16 protein-coding genes and 2 tRNA genes are annotated in these 16199 nt (G+C 62.2%); 15 read left to right on the top strand and 3 right to left on the bottom strand.

All coding sequences use genetic code 11. From position 1 onward, the window contains the following. The first annotated feature begins 85 nt into the window (after window positions 1–85). From glnA to ACP5EL_RS00200, 6 genes are all read left to right on the top strand, one after another. Window positions 86–1411 (top strand): type I glutamate--ammonia ligase, encoded by a 1326-nt coding sequence (glnA, locus tag ACP5EL_RS00175; protein ID WP_428400402.1) that lies wholly within the window; start codon window positions 86–88, stop codon window positions 1409–1411. Between the two features lie 74 nt (window positions 1412–1485). Further along, window positions 1486–1559: transfer RNA gene (locus ACP5EL_RS00180), tRNA-Lys, on the top strand. A gap of 6 nt (window positions 1560–1565) precedes the next feature. Next, a tRNA-Trp gene (locus ACP5EL_RS00185) sits at window positions 1566–1742 on the top strand. A 57-nt stretch (window positions 1743–1799) separates the two neighbouring features. Then, on the top strand, window positions 1800–2117 hold the full coding sequence (locus ACP5EL_RS00190) for a hypothetical protein (RefSeq protein ID WP_428400403.1): 318 nt from the start codon (window positions 1800–1802) through the stop codon (window positions 2115–2117). A 290-nt stretch (window positions 2118–2407) separates the two neighbouring features. Further along, window positions 2408–3256 carry a deoxyribonuclease IV gene (locus tag ACP5EL_RS00195; protein ID WP_428400404.1) on the top strand — a complete coding sequence of 283 codons (849 nt, stop codon included), beginning with the start codon at window positions 2408–2410 and terminating at the stop codon, window positions 3254–3256. Continuing rightward, window positions 3257–3973, top strand: a complete 717-nt coding sequence (locus ACP5EL_RS00200) for a hypothetical protein (RefSeq protein WP_428400405.1) — start codon at window positions 3257–3259, stop codon at window positions 3971–3973. Window positions 3974–4198: 225 nt separating this feature from the next. Here ACP5EL_RS00200 and ACP5EL_RS00205 read toward each other — a convergent pair whose 3' ends face one another. Beyond that, a complete protein-coding gene (locus tag ACP5EL_RS00205) occupies window positions 4199–5191 on the bottom strand; it encodes a zinc-dependent alcohol dehydrogenase family protein (RefSeq protein WP_428400422.1) in 993 nt (330 codons plus the stop codon). A 104-nt stretch (window positions 5192–5295) separates the two neighbouring features. On the opposite strand from ACP5EL_RS00205, the gene ACP5EL_RS00210 reads away from it, so the two are divergent. The 5 genes from ACP5EL_RS00210 to ACP5EL_RS00230 all read left to right on the top strand — a co-directional run bounded on the left by ACP5EL_RS00210 (window position 5296) and on the right by ACP5EL_RS00230 (window position 10615). After that, complete coding sequence (locus tag ACP5EL_RS00210) at window positions 5296–6447, top strand: acetoin utilization protein AcuC (RefSeq protein ID WP_428400406.1); 1152 nt, start codon at window positions 5296–5298, stop codon at window positions 6445–6447. Between the two features lie 110 nt (window positions 6448–6557). Further along, window positions 6558–7898 (top strand): adenylosuccinate lyase, encoded by a 1341-nt coding sequence (gene purB / locus ACP5EL_RS00215; RefSeq protein WP_428400407.1) that lies wholly within the window; start codon window positions 6558–6560, stop codon window positions 7896–7898. 104 nt (window positions 7899–8002) lie between these two features. Then, window positions 8003–8593, top strand: a complete 591-nt coding sequence (locus tag ACP5EL_RS00220; protein ID WP_428400408.1) for an MBL fold metallo-hydrolase — start codon at window positions 8003–8005, stop codon at window positions 8591–8593. Between the two features lie 139 nt (window positions 8594–8732). Then, window positions 8733–9794, top strand: coding sequence for an Lrp/AsnC family transcriptional regulator (locus tag ACP5EL_RS00225; RefSeq protein ID WP_428400409.1), 1062 nt, complete (start codon window positions 8733–8735; stop codon window positions 9792–9794). Continuing rightward, on the top strand, window positions 9791–10615 hold the full coding sequence (locus ACP5EL_RS00230) for a D-aminoacyl-tRNA deacylase (RefSeq protein WP_428400410.1): 825 nt from the start codon (window positions 9791–9793) through the stop codon (window positions 10613–10615). Before ACP5EL_RS00225 ends, ACP5EL_RS00230 begins: the two co-directional genes overlap by 4 nt. A gap of 26 nt (window positions 10616–10641) precedes the next feature. On the opposite strand, the gene ACP5EL_RS00235 is transcribed toward ACP5EL_RS00230, so the two are convergent. Continuing rightward, a complete protein-coding gene (locus ACP5EL_RS00235; RefSeq protein WP_428400411.1) occupies window positions 10642–11775 on the bottom strand; it encodes a Glu/Leu/Phe/Val family dehydrogenase in 1134 nt (377 codons plus the stop codon). Window positions 11776–12065: 290 nt separating this feature from the next. Here ACP5EL_RS00235 and ACP5EL_RS00240 point away from each other — a divergent pair, with 290 nt between their 5' ends. Both ACP5EL_RS00240 and trpD read left to right on the top strand, forming a co-directional pair. Continuing rightward, window positions 12066–13103 (top strand): alcohol dehydrogenase catalytic domain-containing protein, encoded by a 1038-nt coding sequence (locus tag ACP5EL_RS00240; protein ID WP_428400412.1) that lies wholly within the window; start codon window positions 12066–12068, stop codon window positions 13101–13103. A 6-nt stretch (window positions 13104–13109) separates the two neighbouring features. Then, complete coding sequence (gene trpD / locus ACP5EL_RS00245) at window positions 13110–14219, top strand: anthranilate phosphoribosyltransferase (protein WP_428400413.1); 1110 nt, start codon at window positions 13110–13112, stop codon at window positions 14217–14219. Window positions 14220–14250: 31 nt separating this feature from the next. Here the strand turns inward: trpD and ACP5EL_RS00250 are convergent, their stop codons facing one another. Then, the gene (locus ACP5EL_RS00250) at window positions 14251–14796 is read right to left on the bottom strand and encodes a hypothetical protein (RefSeq protein ID WP_428400414.1); all 546 of its coding nucleotides are present in this window, start codon (window positions 14794–14796) and stop codon (window positions 14251–14253) included. A 223-nt stretch (window positions 14797–15019) separates the two neighbouring features. Here ACP5EL_RS00250 and ACP5EL_RS00255 point away from each other — a divergent pair, with 223 nt between their 5' ends. Continuing rightward, on the top strand, window positions 15020–15850 hold the full coding sequence (locus ACP5EL_RS00255; RefSeq protein WP_428400423.1) for a geranylgeranylglycerol-phosphate geranylgeranyltransferase: 831 nt from the start codon (window positions 15020–15022) through the stop codon (window positions 15848–15850). A gap of 102 nt (window positions 15851–15952) precedes the next feature. Further along, window positions 15953–16199 (top strand): SIMPL domain-containing protein (locus tag ACP5EL_RS00260; protein WP_428400415.1); only part of this gene is annotated, 247 nt, incomplete at its 3' end.

Here is a 16199-nt window from a genome sequence, read left to right on the forward strand (position 1 = left end):
TCTCGGCCGGACCGAACCGAGCTGATGGGCAAGGGACGGGGGTCGCCAGCTCAAGAGACCTGCATCAAGGGGTGTATGACCAATCATGTACTCAATAGATCAGTTGTTAGAGACCATCCGTGACAAGAACGTCGAGTTTCTGAGGTTGCAGTTCACCGACATCCAGGGGCTCGTGAAGAGCGTCTCGATCCCTGCCACGAGGCTCGGAAAGGCCCTCGACTCGGGGACCGGCTTCGACGGCTCCTCCATCGAGGGCTTCGCGCGGATCCAGGAGTCGGACATGCTCCTGCGACCGGACATCTCCTCCTTCGCCATCCTGCCCTGGAGGGCGAGAGAGAACAAGAACGTCGCGCGGCTGATCTGCGACGTCTACAAGCCGAGCGGCCAGCCCTTCGAGGGCGACCCGCGGTACGTTCTGAAGAGGGCGATGAAGAACGCCGAGGAGATGGGCTACACCATGAACGTCGGCCCTGAGCTGGAGTTCTTCCTCTTCAACATGGAGAACGGCAGAGCCACCACAAAGCCCCACGACTTCGCAGGCTACTTCGACTTCGGCCCCGTGGATCTGGCCGAGGATATAAGAAGGGAGATCGTCCTCGCCCTGACCGAGATGGACTTCAAGATCGAGGCCTCTCACCACGAGGTGGCGAAGGGGCAGCACGAGATAGACTTCACCTACGGAGAGGCGCTCAGGACCGCCGACAACGTAGTCACCTTCAAGTACGTAACCAGGACGATCGCGATGAAGAACGGGCTTGCCGCCACCTTCATGCCCAAGCCGATCTACGGTGCGGCAGGCTCCGGGATGCACGTGAACATATCCCTCTTCCGGGGCGAGGATAACGCCTTCTTTGACCCGGCGGCGAAGATGCAGCTCTCCGACCTCGCCCGCTACTTCGTGGGCGGCCTTCTGGAGCATGCGAGCGCCATCACCGCGATCACAAACCCCCTGATCAACTCCTACAAGCGGCTCGTATCGGGCTTCGAGGCCCCCGTCTACATCGGCTGGTCAGGCCCGAACCGCTCCTCCCTGATCAGGGTCCCCAGCGGCAGGGGCCTGAGCACGCGGCTCGAGTTTAGGTCGCCCGATCCCTCCTGCAGCCCGTACCTGGGCTTCGCCGCGATCCTGGCGGCGGGCCTCGACGGCGTCAAGAGGAAGATCGACCCCGGCGACCCCGTCGACCTGAACATCTACGAGCTATCCGACGAGGAGCGGGAGAAGCTGGGGATCAGGCTCCTTCCCTCGAACCTCCGGGAGGCCCTCGACTGCCTGGAGGAGGACAGGGTCATCAGGGACGCCCTCGGTGAGCACGTCTACGCCAACTTCAGCAGGCTTGGATCCCTTGAGTGGAAGATGTACAACAACCACGTCCACCCCTGGGAGGTCGAGAGGTACATCAACACGATCTGAGGAGAGGACCGCCTCCGGCGCCAACTCTCTTCAAAGCCGAAACGTATTTAACCAGCATAGTATATGGAAAGTCCGGGCCGGTAGCTTAGTCAGGCAGAGCGAAAGGCTCTTAACCTTTAGGTCGGGGGTTCAAATCCCTCTCGGCCCGCTTTGAGGGGCTGTGGCCTAGTCAGGTATGGCGACGGGCTCCAGCGGTATTATTGATGATGAGCAACGGGTCTGCTGAGGCCTCTCGACGGGGAGGCCGTTGATGATCCGTTGGAGCACTGAGAGAATCGCTCTCGGTATCGGAGAGACCCGTCGATCGTGCGTTCGAATCGCACCAGCCCCACTATTTTTGATGACGAGAGCTATTAAATATCCTTATGTGCGAGATGAAGGGCGGTGGATGAAGATGTACGAGAATATAATTACCATGTGCTGGTCGATAAGGGAGGTCAACAAGAACCTCCAGGACAGGGAATCGATGGCAGACTACTCGATCGATTACCTGAAGAAGGCCTGCCGCGAACTCTCCGAGATGCTCACCACCGGGAAGGGCGTGAGCCTCGACGAGGAGATCGAAGTGGCGAACCGGGCGGGCAACGCCACCAAGTTCACCATAGGCGAGGTGGCGGAGATGCTGAACGACGCGAAGAAGATCATCGAGTTCAACCTCATCGATAACGTGGACCGGTGGGCTCGGTCCCAGGCGAATGAGGGCTAGAGAAGAAGTGGGGTGGGCACGAGGCGGGATGATGTGGTCTGAGAGGCCCCGGGCGCCTCAGGACTCATAGGGCTCATCACAAAATCAGCCATCTCTTTTTCTTCATCGGCGCCGGGTGAGGGCGGACGAAAGTGCCGCCGACCTCTCTAGTCGGGGCTCTTCGGGAAAGTATAAAACGGTTCTCAAAAGAGGTGCCTCCGAGGATTTGGCCCGTGTCTGTGACCTAGCACGCCATCTCTGGAGGTCGTATAATCCAGCGGGTCACGTCACGGATTCAGGAGGACGACGATATGGTCAAAGTCGGAGCGCACGTCTCCATCGCGGGCTCCATAGATCGGGCGGTGGATAGGGCCGAAGAGATCGGATGCGACACTTTCCAGATATTCTCCCGAAACCCCCGGGGCTGGAGGGCGAAGGAGATCTCTGAAGAGGCTGCCGAGGAGTTCAAGAGGAAGCTCCACCTCTCCGCCATGGCCCCCCCCATCGACCACATGCCCTACCTCCCCAACCTCGCCACGCCCAAGGATGACGTATACGATAAGTCGGTGGCCGCCCTGGCCGGAGAGCTCGAAAGGTGCGAACTTCTGGGGATACCATACCTGGTCACCCACCTGGGAAGCCACCTGGACGCGAGCAAGGAGAAGGGGATCGAAAGGACGGCCGAGGCGATCATAAAGGTCCTCTCCTCCGTAGACAACGAGGTGATCCTCCTTTTAGAGACGACTTCTGGCTCCAAAAACAGCGTCGGCGGATCTTTTGAGGATCTGGCGGATATAATGAGACGGGTGGGCCGGGATGACCGGGTCGGAGCCTGTTTCGATACCTGCCACGCCTTTGTGGCAGGATACGAGCTGAGGACTGAGGACGGGCTGGGGGAGACGATGGAGGAGTTCGATAGGACTGTGGGCCTGGAGAGGATCAAGGTCGTCCACCTCAACGACTCCAAAGGCCCCCTCGCCTCTAAGCTGGACCGCCACGAGCACATAGGCCTGGGCGAGATCGGCGAGGAGGGGTTCAGGCTGATCCTCGGCCATCCCGGCATAAGAACTCGCCCTCTGATCCTGGAGACCCCCTCGGACGAGAGGAGGGACGATCGGGGCAACATCGCAAAGGTCAGAGAGCTCGCGGGAGAGGATTAGATGAGACTTTCCGGACGAGGGGACGTCGCCGTCGTCGCGATCCTCGCCGCCTACGGCACCCTCGTCCTGGCGACCTTCTGGGACAGCCCCTACTTCGCAGCCCTCCTTCTGCTGCCGCCGCCGATAGTTCTGGGGTTGATCCTCGGCGATCCAAGAATGGCGGCGGCGATGGGTCTTTCGGGCTCGATCCTCGGTCCCCTGACGGAGATGGCCTGCGTGGCGGGAGGGCTCTGGACCTACGCCAACACCGGAGGCCTCCCTTACGTTCCTCCCTGGAACTTCCCCATCTGGGCCTGCTTTCCCCCGGCGGTCTGGCTTCTGACAAGAGCCCTCCTCGGAACTGACGTTACGATCACCTCCTCTCCAAGAGCTCTGCCCCTGGCCCTGGCGGGGATCGGCGCCGAGATCGCGATCTTCGTCTCCTTGGGCATGAACCCACCTCTCGCCCTGGCGGGTGGGGCAGCTCTGGCGGCGGCGGTGATCTTCGCCTTCAGGGAGAGGGCGACCTTGGCGATGATGGGAACGGGAGCCCTCCTAGGACCGATATGCGAGTCGCTGCCGATCGCCGCCGGAGCCTGGTGGTATGCGGCCCCCGTCGATCTGTTCGGAATGCCAGCCTACATGATCCTCGCCTACTCCATCTTCGGAGGGCTGGTGGGCCACGCCTCGAAGGCCGTGGGGGCGCTATTGGCCGGTGGTGACTACTTCCCGCCTTGAAGGGCGGGGTTTTACGCCCCTCTCCGCAACCCAATACCTATCAGGAGCTACACTTCAGCGACTACCCCGGATCTCTCCAAGCTACGGGGCCAGCAGATCCAGGGTGCCTGGGGGCTGAAGGTTGCAGACCTCGCGCGCTTCGGACGTCGGCAAGCTAAACCGGTGGGCTCAACCGGTTGGGGCTGAAGATAACCAAAGAGTCGCAGTCGTGATTTGATAGCGTGCTCAGATCACCAGGACCGCCGCCCCCTCGATCCCTCCGGACCGCAGCCTCTCCAGGGCGAGGTTCGCCTCCTCCAGAGCGAAGGGCATCACCTCGGTCCTCACCGGGACCCGGGGGGCGATTCTCAGAAACTCCTCGCCGTCCTGCCGGGTCAGGTTGGCGACAGACCGCAGAACCCTCTCCTCCCAGAGGATCTGGTAGGGGAAGGAGGGTATCTCGCTCATGTGGATCCCGGCGCAGACGACGGTCCCGCCCTTGGCCGTAGACCTCAGCGCCGCGGGGACGAGGGGACCCACGGGGGCGAAGATGATGGCGGCGTCCAGGAGAACGGGCGGCTCCTGGTCTGAGCCTCCGGCCCAGGCTGCGCCGAGCCGGAGGGCGAAGTTCTGGGCCTCGAGATCGCCGGGGCGGGTGAAGGCGTAGATCTCCCGTCCCTGAAACCGGGCCACCTGGGCGATGATGTGGGCTGCGGCCCCAAATCCGTAGATTCCGATCCTCTCCGCACCGGGAACCGCTGTCGCCATCCGGTAGGACCGGTAGCCGATCAGGCCAGCGCAGAGCAGCGGCGCGGCCTCGGCGTCGCCGTAGGAGTCGGGGAGCCGAAAGGAGAACCGCTGGTCGGCGAGGGCGTACTCGGCGTACCCGCCGTCGATGGTGTAGCCGGTGAAGAGGGCGTCGTCGCAGAGGTTCTCTTTTCCCCTCCTGCAGTACGGGCAGGTCCCATCGGCATAGCCGAGCCAGGGGACCCCCACCCTCTCCCCCATCCGGAAGCGATCTGTGCCCTCGCCCCCGGCGAGGACCGTCCCCACGATCTCGTGGCCCGGGATCAGGGGGAGCTTCGGCTCCGGCAGCTCGCCGTCTACGATGTGCAGGTCGGTCCTGCAGACGCCGCAGGCCCGGACCTTGATCAGAATCTCTCCGGGGCCTGGCCGGGGGACCGGGACCCTCTTCTCTTTCAGGGGCGTTCTCGGCTCTTCGAGAACCATGGCCCGCATGGTCTTCGGGATATTCATATCGTTCACCTCGCATCAGCAGTCGATCTCGTGCACCACGAGAGCAAAACCTTTTTGGACGTTCCCGACAACTTCCCTCATTAAAGATGATATACCTATACTACTCGGATCGGTTCTCCGAATACAACTTCGGACCCCACCATCCCCTGAGGCCGGTCCGTCTGGCTTTGGCCTATCGGCTGATGGAGGACTACGGCCTCCTGGACGAGGGCGACGTCCAGGTCGTCGAGCCGCCTCTGGCGAGCGAGCTGGAGCTACTCTCCGTCCACACCCCCGAGTACCTGGAGGCGGTCAGGTCCGAGATGCCGAACATCCTCTTCGGCCTGGGGATCGGCGACAACCCCGTCTTCGAGGGGATCTACGACGCCTCCCGCCTCGTCGCTGGAGGAAGCATCGATGCCGCGAGGAGGATCGCGGAGGAGGGCTGCGTCGCCTTCAACTTCGCCGGGGGCCTGCACCATGCCATGCCCGACCGGGCCTCGGGCTTCTGCATCTTCAACGACCCGGCCCTGGCCATCCGGACCTTGAGGAGAAAGTTCGGCCGGGTCCTCTACATCGACATCGACGCCCACCACGGTGACGGGGTCCAGAAGGTCTTCTACGACGATCCCAGAGTCCTCACCGTTTCCATCCACGAGTCGGGAAGACACCTCTTCCCCGGGACCGGCTTCGTCGACGAGCTGGGGGAGGAGACGGGCTTCGGATATTCGGTGAACATCCCCCTGCCCCCGGGCTCGGGTGACCGGGAGTACGAGAGGGCCTTCGAGGCTATCGTCCCCCCTCTCTTTGAGGCCTTCAGGCCGGAGGTGGTGGTCTCCCAGCTCGGTGCCGACGCCCACTACGCCGACCCCCTCGCGGACCTGAACCTGACCCTCTCGGGCTACGGGCGGCTCGTCTCACGGATCGGGGAGCTGAAAGATCAGTACGCCGAGGGGCGGCTCCTCGCCCTGGGGGGCGGCGGCTACAACCTGGGAGTAGTTCCGGTCTCCTGGGCTGCCGCCCTCCAGATCATGAAGGGAGAGGAGGTCCGGGAGTATCTACCCCCATTCTGGGCCGAGCTGTTCAAAAACGAGGTGGGGGGCTCTCCCCTCTGCCCGCCGGATCGGGGCCCCGTAAACGAGGTCCAGGAGGACGGCGGGAGGCGAAGGAGGATCTCCGAAGATCTCGATCGAACCCTGGGCGATCTTCGGGCCCGACTGGCCGAGGTCCACCCCCGATTTCGGATTATTGACCGATAGATCGATCGGGAATAGGAAGGAGATGATGGCGAGCTCGATTGCGGGAGGCCATCCGGCTCGACCAAAAGCTCCTTTTATTCCCATCGGCATCACCGGTTGGAGCTTTGATTATGGCGATCCATCCCATCGAGTTTCGTTACGGAAATCCCGAGATGAAGGACCTCTGGTCGGAGGAGTACAGGTTTCGGTGCCTCTTTCTGGTCGAGGCCGCCCTCTCCCGGGCCGAGGAGGAGCTCGGCCTCATCCCCGAGGGGGCCGCAAAAGACATCGAGAGGGCCGCCGGCGCGGCGAGCCCCGAGCGGGCTAAGGAGATCGAGGACGAGATCGGCCACGACATGATGGCCGTCGTCCACGCCCTGGCCGAGTCCTGCGAGTGGGCAGGAGAGTGGGTCCACCTGGGCGCCACCTCCAACGACATCCTGGACACGGCTACCGGCCTTCAGATCAAGGCCTCCCTGGAGGTCCTGGAGGTGAAATTGAAGAGGGTTCTCGGGGTCCTCCTGGCCAGGGCCGAGGAGCACAAGCATCTCGTCTGCGCCGGCAGGACCCACGGCCAGATCGGAGTTCCCACCACCTACGGCCTCCGGTTTGCGGTCTGGGCCTCGGAGATGGCCCGCCACCTGGAGAGGCTCGGCCAGCTCAAGCCCCGGGCCGCCGTGGGCAAGATGAGCGGCGCCGTCGGGACCCAGGCGGCCTTTGGCCCCACCGGCATGAAGATCCAGGAGAGGGTGATGGAGATTCTGGACCTCCGGGAGGTGGACGTCTCAAACCAGGTCGTCCAGAGGGACCGACACGCCGAGATGATCTGCTGGATGGGGCTGGTCGCATCGACCCTGGACAAGATCTGCGTTGAGATCAGGACCCTCCAGAGGAGCGAGATCGGAGAGGTCGGTGAAGTATTCGGCAAAAAGCAGGTGGGCTCGAGCACCATGCCCCACAAGAGAAACCCCATCAAGTCTGAGCAGGTCTCCGGCCTCTCCCGGGTCGTCCGGGCTCAGATCGAGCCGGCATTCGCCAACATACCTCTATGGGACGAGAGGGACCTCACCAACTCCAGCTGCGAGAGGGTCATCTTCCCCGAGGCCTTCATCTTCACCGACCACCTCCTCGCCCTCACCGCCCGGATCCTGGAGGGGCTCACCATAAGGCCCGATCAGGTCGAGAAGAACCTCAACCTGCTGAAGGGCCTGAACATGGCCGAGTCGGTGATGGTGGAGCTGGCGAAGCGGGGCGTCGGCCGGCAGAAGGCCCACGAGATCATGAGAAGCGCCTCCATGCGGGCCGTCGAGGAGGATAGAGCCCTCGCCGGGGTCCTGATCGAGGAGGAGACGGTCGCAGGTATCCTCACCGGCGACGAGATCAGACGGCTTCTCGACCCCCACCAGTACATAGGAACCGCCGTCGAGCAGGTGGAGAGGCTCATTTTGAAGCTCGAGCCGCTCCTGGACTGAATTTTGGGGCCGCAGAGAGCGAAACGAGATGGTAGGGCCGGAGGGGATGACCCCGAGCCGGGCGAGAAGATACGAACGGAGGAGCAGATACGAACGGAGGAGACATGGCTGCAGCCCGGCCCCGGGCGTTCTTGCTGAAGCCGGGCCACCTGGAGAGGGACGAGGCGGGAAACATCCTGGACGCCCGGTCCTCGGTGACCCTGATCCTCACCCAGTCCAGAAATATCGTCGTCGACACCGCCACCGAGGGGGAGGAGGAGCTGATAGTCGGGGAGCTGGCGGCCCTGGGCCTCTCTCCTGAGGAGGTCGACCTGGTCATCAACACCCACGACCACCCCGACCACTCCGGAAATAACGGCCTCTTCCCTCGGGCCCGAATCCTCTCTGGAGAGGGGGTGGGGCGATTGAAGGAGGGGGATCATGTGGCCTCAGGCGTCTGGATCATGGAGACGCCGGGCCACAGCCTGGATAGCATATCCGTCGTCTGCGAGTCCTCCCGGCGGACGGTGATGGCGGGAGACGCCATCCCCCTGATGGGAAACTATCTGAGGTGGGTTCCGCCCCGCCTACACGTGGACAGGGAGCTCGCCATGAGGAGCATGGCGAGGATCGTCGAGGTCGCAGATCTGGTGGTCCCCGGCCACGATTCGCCTTTTCTCGTGCGGGAGAGGGTGCGAGTGACTGATCTGGGCTGAAGGACCTATCGTTCACCCTCTGCGGCTGCGCCATTCCTGCTAAAAATGTCCCCTCGATCTCGCTTATATGTAGCGACATTCAATTCAAAATGCAAAAAAGGCAATCTATTAATAGTAAAAAATGTAGACCCAACGCAAGATGCCTCTGAAACTTACATCAAAAGAGAAGCTGGTCCTCTACGGCCTTGCGCGGTACCCGGGACTCAGCGATATAGATCTTGCCTCGAAGATTGGGGTGGATCGATCGACGATCTTCAAGAGCAAGAGAAAGTTTCGGGAGTGGGATATGGTCCAGCTTCTGAACGTCCCCTCCGGGGTGGGCGTGGGGGCGGAGATGATGACCGCGGTCTTCGCCAGATACAAGCCCAACGCCCCTGTGGAGGCGAGGAAGAACAAGTCGGGTTTCAAAGAGTGGGTAGACCACCCACACTGCGTATTCCACTCCGCCACCGACTCCGACTCCGTCTCCATGGTCTACTCCCAGAGCTTCACCGACTTCAAGAGGGTCTTCGATCCGGTCACGGACGACTACAGGGACGCCGGGTTCGTCGAGGATATCGGATGCTATCATTACCCCTTCTCCCTCACCCGGGTCTCCTGGGACTCGGCCCTGGCGGTGAACAACACCTTCGACCTCGGCAGGACCGACCTCCAGTACGAGCCCCCCGTCGAGGAGGAGGTCCCCGAGGACTCGATCAAGCTCACCGAGAAGGACAAGCTCGCCCTCCTCGCCTTCGTCAAGTACCCTGCCCTCTCGGACCTGGAGCTCTCCCGGAGGACGGGGATCTCCAGGCCCACCATCTCCGGGAAGAGGAACAAGTTCTTCGCGAGCGGGCTCTTGAGCCGACAGGCGAACGTCAACTGGAAGAAGATCGGCTGCGAGCTGATGATCTTCTACCACATCAACGTCCGGCCGAAGGCCACCTCTGAGGAGATGATGGAGGTCTACTCCTCCTTCAGAAGGATAGGGGCCGCCGTCTGCAGCTACATCCAGCCCGGCGAGATCTTCGGCTCCTTCCTCTCCCAGTGCTACGTGGAGATGAAGGAGAGGATGGATAATGAGGTCAAAAAGCTCAGCGAGGTGGGGCTCATCACAGAGAGGCCGACCTGCGTCATCATGCCCCTCCGAGAGCTGAAGGTGAGGAAGATCGACTACGCCCCCATGGTGAGGTCGATGCTCAATATCGAGACCGAGATATGATCGGCGAGATCGTGGTCGTCGCATCCAGGACGGACCCCGCCAGCGAGAACATCGCTGAGAGGATGATGGAGCTCGCCCTCTGGGAGGACGAGGGGCTCTACCATCGATTCGGGGGCTATCGGCTGGTCGTCCTCGACGAGAGGCTGATCAACCTTCGGGATCTGGAGGGGCGGCTGAGGGAGATGGGCCTATCTCCCGGGCTGATCGTCTTCGCCTCTAGGCACCAGGCAAAGGATGGAACGCCCCGGCTCTGCGGCCACTTCCCTGGAAACTCCGGGGATGCTGTCATGGGTGGAAGGCCGAGAGAGCTGGCGGTGGCGGCACCAGGAGCCCTCAAGTCCTTCATCCTGAATTTGACGAGAGCCCCCCCGGAGGGCTTTGAGATCACCGTCGAGGCGACCCACCACGGGCCGACGGACCTATCGACCCCCTCCCTCTTTGCGGAGATCGGAAGCACCGAGGCGGAGTGGTTGAACTCAGAGGCAGGTTGTGCTGTGGCCAGGTCGATTCTAAAGCTGGAGGATCTTCTGGTCCCCGCCTTTATCGGCTTCGGCGGAGGCCACTACGTAAAGCGGCAGAACCGGCTGCTCATGGAGACGAAGATCGGCTTCGGCCACCTCTTCTCCAACTACCAGGCAAAAGACCTCGATCTCTCGATGATCGAGGAGGCGGCCCAGAAGTCCGGGGCGGTCGGGGCTTATCTGGACCGAAAGTCCCTCCGCTCGGCTGAGAAGAGGAGGATCTCGGAGGCCCTGGAGGAGATCGGCGTCGAGGTGATGAACGAGAGGGAGATCGGAGAGCGCTACCCTCCCCATCTCTGAGATCCCCGGAACTGCGAGGCGATTTTTCAGAGGAATCCGGGAGCGGAGGAGAATAGCGACCATCTCCGGTAGCCCATGCACCTCTTGAGCCTTCCCACCGCCATCTCGAAGGCCGCCTCCCTGGGCAGCTTTCCATCTTCGTAGACGGCATCCAGGACCTCTCTCGTGTTCTTTCGGACCTTCTCCTCGATCGCATCGAAGGTCTCAGAGCGGGAGGCTCCCCGGTACTCGTTGGCCGCGCATATCACCCCGCCGGCGTTGGCGATGAAGTCGGGGACCGAGAGGATCCCCCTCTCGGAGAGGATCTTCTCCGCCCCGGCGGTTATGGGGATGTTGGCTCCCTGAACCACCAGCTTGGTCTTCAACCTGCCTACGTTCCCCTCGTCGATCACGTCGGGCCGCGCCGCCGGGATCCAGATATCGCACTCGACGTCGATGATCGCCTCCCGATCGAGCTTCCTTCCTCCAGCATAGTCCACCACGCTCTTTCCCGTCCCCTTGATATCGATGAGAGCGCCGACGTCCAGGCCTTGGGGATCAAAGACGGCTCCGCAGGAGTCGGCCGCCCCGACCAGGACTGCACCCCTCTCCGAGAGGAAGCGGGCTGCATGCCTCCCCACGGCCCCAAACCCCTGGACCGCCACCCTCGCCCCCTCCAGCTCGAGGTCGAGGTATTCGAGGGCCAGCTCCGTCGAATGGAAGACGCCCCACCCCGTAGCCCCGATCTCGTCGAGGGGGATCCCTCCCACCTCGCAAGGGAGGCCCACAGCTCTTCCGATCTCGTCCCTGACCCAGGCCATGCACTCCTCGTCGGTCCCCATATCCGGGCCGAAGATGTACTCGTCGACGTTCCTCAGGGCAGAGGCCATGGCCCTGATCTTCCTCTCCTTCTCTCTCCTCGGCATCTTCGGGTCGCCGTATATCACCGACTTGCCGCCGCCGTGGGGGAGGTCAGCGGCGGCGTTCTTGAGGGTCATGGCCCGGGCGAGCCTCACGCACTCCTGGCAGCTGACGTCGGGGGCCATCCGCAGGCCGCCGATGGAGGGTCCCCGGGCTACGTTGTCCACCACCAGGATGCCCCTGAGCCCCGCCGAAGGCTCGTAGACGTGGATGATCTTGGTCGGTCCCAGCTCATCTGCAAAATCGAAAAGGTCTCTCATCCTCTGCACCTTGGATTTTTTATCTAGCTCCACCCCATGAAATAATTTCCCATAACCTCCGATTTCGCATCCGAACTGATCGGGGGGATATTCTTGGAGTGGCCTCACCATTTATAAGTCGGATCTGAAATAAGGAAAGTTTACTTGAGCTCAGATCAATCTTTTCTAATAATAGGTAAATGTTATATACCCGATAATTGCTCTTGAGGTCGTCTGATCCACATCATGCCATCTCATAGATGGGATCAGCGATCAATTGTCATTGGGAGAACTATGGAGGAAAATCGTCTATGATGGCTGCCGTGCTGGAAGCTCCCGGGAGGATGGCCCTGCGGGAGGTGGAGGACCCGGTCTGCCCCCGGGGCGGCCTGATATTGAAGGTCGAGGCCTGCTCGATATGCAGCACCGATGTGAAGATGCTCAAGGGGGGACAGAGGGATCTGGTATACCCCCGGATCCTGGGCCACGAGATCGCGGGCGTCGTCTCCGAGAGGGACGGCGTCGGCCCCGGGGTCGGAGAGGGGGTCCAGATATTCCCCGGCGTCTTCTGCGGAAGTTGCCCCTCCTGCAGGCGGGGGGCTGAAAACATGTGCGAACGAATTCAGATCTTCGGCTTCAACCTCGACGGCGGGTTTGCGGAATATCTCTCGGTTCCGGGGGGCTCGGCCAGAAATGGAGGCGTCAATCTCATCCCCGACGGGCTCGACTTCGAGCTGGCGGCCCTGGCCGAGCCCCTGGCCTGCTCTATCAACGCCCAAGAGCGGGTGGGGGTCGGAGAGGGCGACTCGATTTTGATCTTTGGGGCCGGTCCCGCGGGTTTTCTTCACACCCACCTCGCCCGGGAGAGGGGGGCCTCGACGGTGGCGATCGTCGAGCCCCTCGAAGAGCGGGCCGATCTCGCCAGGGCCTCTGGAGCGGACCTGGTCATCAACTCGGGCGGAGAGGATCTTTTCGAGCTGGCGATGGAGCTGACCGGCGGGATGGGCTTTGATGTCATCGTCCTGGCCAGCCGCGATGTTGCCGTAGACGCCGACCTCCTCGCCCTCCTCGCCCCTCGGGGTCGTATCTCTCTCTTCTCCGGCCTCCCCCCGGAGATCGCCGTCCCGCATCTGGACTTGAACCATCTCCACTACCGGGAGAAGATGATCGCAGGCTCTTACGGCTGCACCCCTGCCCAGAACAGGGAGGCTCTGGAGATTATCTCCGGCCACCCTGATCTCAGCCAGCTGATCACCGAGAGGGTCTCCCTGGCCGAGATGATGCGGGGGATGGAGCACGCCGAGAGGCGTGAGGGGCTGAAGGCGGTGGTGACGAATTTTGGTGGGTGATATCCTTTGGAAGATGCAATTGCAGATTTTGGATCAAGGCTGAACCGGCTCATAGCCGGGGGGAGCCTCAGCCGGGAGGAGTCGAGGGTGATGTTCAGCCAGATTTTAAACGACGAGCAGCCCGACGCTCATCAGGGGGCGTTTCTTGCGGCCATCACCGCCAAGGGTCCGACCCCCGACGAGATCGCAGGAGGCTGGGAGGCGATAATCGAGCTTGACACCATCAGGGTCATCCCGCGGATCTCCGGAGATCTCTTCGAGAACTGCGGAACGGGTATGGACGGCGTTGATACCTTCAACATCAGCACCGCCGCCTCCATCGTCGCCGCCGCCGCCGGCGTTCCCATGGCAAAGCACGGAGCGAGGGCGATAACCTCCCGCTGCGGCACCGTCGACATCCTGGAGATTTTGGGGGTGGAGGTGGAGGCCGACCCCCCAATCATAAAAAGAAGCATCGAGGAGGCCGGGATCGGGATCTTCAACGGCATGAGCCCCAAGGTCCATCCGGCGGGCCTCGGGAGGATCCTCTCCAAGATCAGGTTCGGGACGATCCTGAACATGGCGGGGTCCCTGGCAAACCCGGCGATGCCTCGGTCTGGCCTTCGAGGGGTCTACTCGAAGGATCTGGTGATACCGGTCGCCGAGGCGATGAAAAAGATCGGCTACACCAGGGCGATGGTCGTCTTCGGCCTAGCCTCCGACGGCCGGGGAATGGACGAGGTATCACCCTCTGGAAAGAGCTTCGTCGCCGAAGTTCGGGAAGATGGCGGTATAGAAACTTTTGATCTCACTCCGGCGGACTTCGGGGCAGAGCCGGTGGACGAAAGGCATCTTCTCCCCCGGGAAGACCGGGTCGACGAGGCGGTGGAGCTTCTCCGGGTCCTCTCCGGGATGGAGAGAGGGCCAAAAGAGACGGCGGTCAGCATCAACTCGGCCCCCATCCTCAAGATCGCCGGGAAGGTCGATGACCTCTGGGAGGGGTTCTCTATCTCAAGAGAGATCATCCGGTCGGGGAAGGCCACTGAGAAGCTCGGCGAGTGGGTGAGAGCTCAGAACTCCGATCCACTGGCCGGGGCCGAGAGCTTCGAGCTCCTCGTCGAGAGGGCGGCAAACTGAGACCTTTAACTTATTCCCCTTTTCCATCCCCTCATCCGGATTCGATATCCAGGACCCCCGAGACCTTCGCCAGGTACCCTTCCAGGTAGACGTCGCAGACCTCCCACTCGACGTCGACCTCGATCTCGGCCATGATCTCCTGGAGCTGGACCTTCACCTGGCCCCAGGTGTACTTGTTTTCAGATCTGCAAAGCTCCGTCATGAGGCGCAAGGTGGGAACGAAGATCTTCTTGAACTCGGACCGGATGAAGGCCATGAAGGGCTCGGATAGGTCCCTGTAGACGTAGGATCGGAGCTCCGCCAGAAGGTCGTACTGAGCCTGGCAGGGGTCGTCGTAGGGGTCTTTCAGATCCCGTTCCCAGTGCTCGCCGAGGCTCTCGTACCCCTTTTTGATCATCTCGTCGACCCTGGCCCTCGCCTTCCCGTCCCCCATCTCGGCCGCGAGCTTGTATCCTGTGAGCCGGAGCCGGAGGAGCTGCATCCTCCCCTCCTCGAAGGTGAGGCTCATGTGAAACCTGCTCAGGTAGTCGGCTATGTGGTCGAGCCTCGTCTCCGGATCGAAGCTGACGGCCATCATCTCACCCCCCCAGAGCCCCTGCTAGCTGGACTCGCCAACCTTCCAGATCCGCCAGCTCCCCTCGATCGATCGATGATTCGTGACCCGTTCATATTCGGACTTATATATCTTCAGAGTTTAAGGCCTTTGGCCCCGGACGAAAGTGGACGGCTTTGATGAGCCGACCTTGTCGAGGGGCATAAATTTATCCGAAGACGGAGCGTAAGGCCCCCTCATCAGGAGGATATCGAGGTTGGTGCAGGTTTTCCTGGAGATAATGAGGCCCGGCAACTGTCTGATGGCAAGCCTGGCAGCCCTGATCGGCCTGTTGGTGGCCGACAGCGGCCCCGATCCCCTCACCGCCGTCCTGGCGGCCCTGGCGGTCTTCGCGGTGACGGGGGCTGGAAACGCCGTAAACGACTACTTCGACCGCGATATCGACGCCGTCAACAGGCCAGGCCGGCCGATACCGAGCAACAGGATCAGCCCGGATCTCGCCCTGGCCTGGTCGATCTTCCTCTTCGTTCTGGGGTGCCTTGCGGCCCTCTTCGTAAACCCCATCGCTTTTGCCATAGCCGTCTTCAACTCGATCCTCCTCTACCTCTACGCCCGAGACCTCAAGGTCACGCCCCTGGCGGGAAACCTGGCCGTGGGGTACCTGACCGGCTCGACCTTCCTCTTCGGAGGGGCCGCTGGCGGCGACGTCGGGATCACCGTCTTCCTCTTCCTCCTGGCCTTCCTGGCGACGCTGGCAAGGGAGATCGAGAAGGATATCGAGGACCTGGCCGGAGATATGGCCAGCGGCGCGAGAACCCTGCCCATCGTCGTAGGTGAGAAGAGGTCGTCCCTCCTCGCAGCCGGCTTCGTCGTCGCGGCGATCGGTCTCAGCTACCTCGCCCCCCTGGGCAGGGCGTACATGGTGGCGGTCACCGTCGCCGACCTCCTCTTCCTCGCGGCGCTGGTGAGCATCATCAGGGGCGAGGCTCCTCGGGCCCAGAAGATGCTGAAGGCGGGGATGGCGGCGGCCCTGGCGGCCTTTATGGTGGCGGCCTTGGCGGGGATGGGGTATCTCTGAGCCGGGACCGAGGGGCCTTCCTCTGGCTGCTGATAACTGGAGGGGCGGGTTCGAAGGCGTTAAATGTAAAAGATGAGATATATCGGTTCATGGGGGTTTTCCATGAAGATATTTGAAGCTGCTCTGATGGGAATGATGCTGATCCTGGCATCGGCGAGCTCCTGCCTGGGAGCCGACGACGAGGGGGAAGAGACCTCGACCCTGACCGTATCGGGGACGGGGGACGCGACCGCCGACGCCGATATGGTGACGATAGTCCTCGGGGTTCAGACCCGAAACGAGAGCGCTGCCGGCGCCGTCGCCGATAACGCCCGGATGATGGCCGACTCCATCCAGGCCCTGTTGGCGG

Source organism: Methanocrinis sp. (genome assembly GCF_049974945.1).
Classification (GTDB): Archaea; Halobacteriota; Methanosarcinia; order Methanotrichales; family Methanotrichaceae; genus Methanocrinis.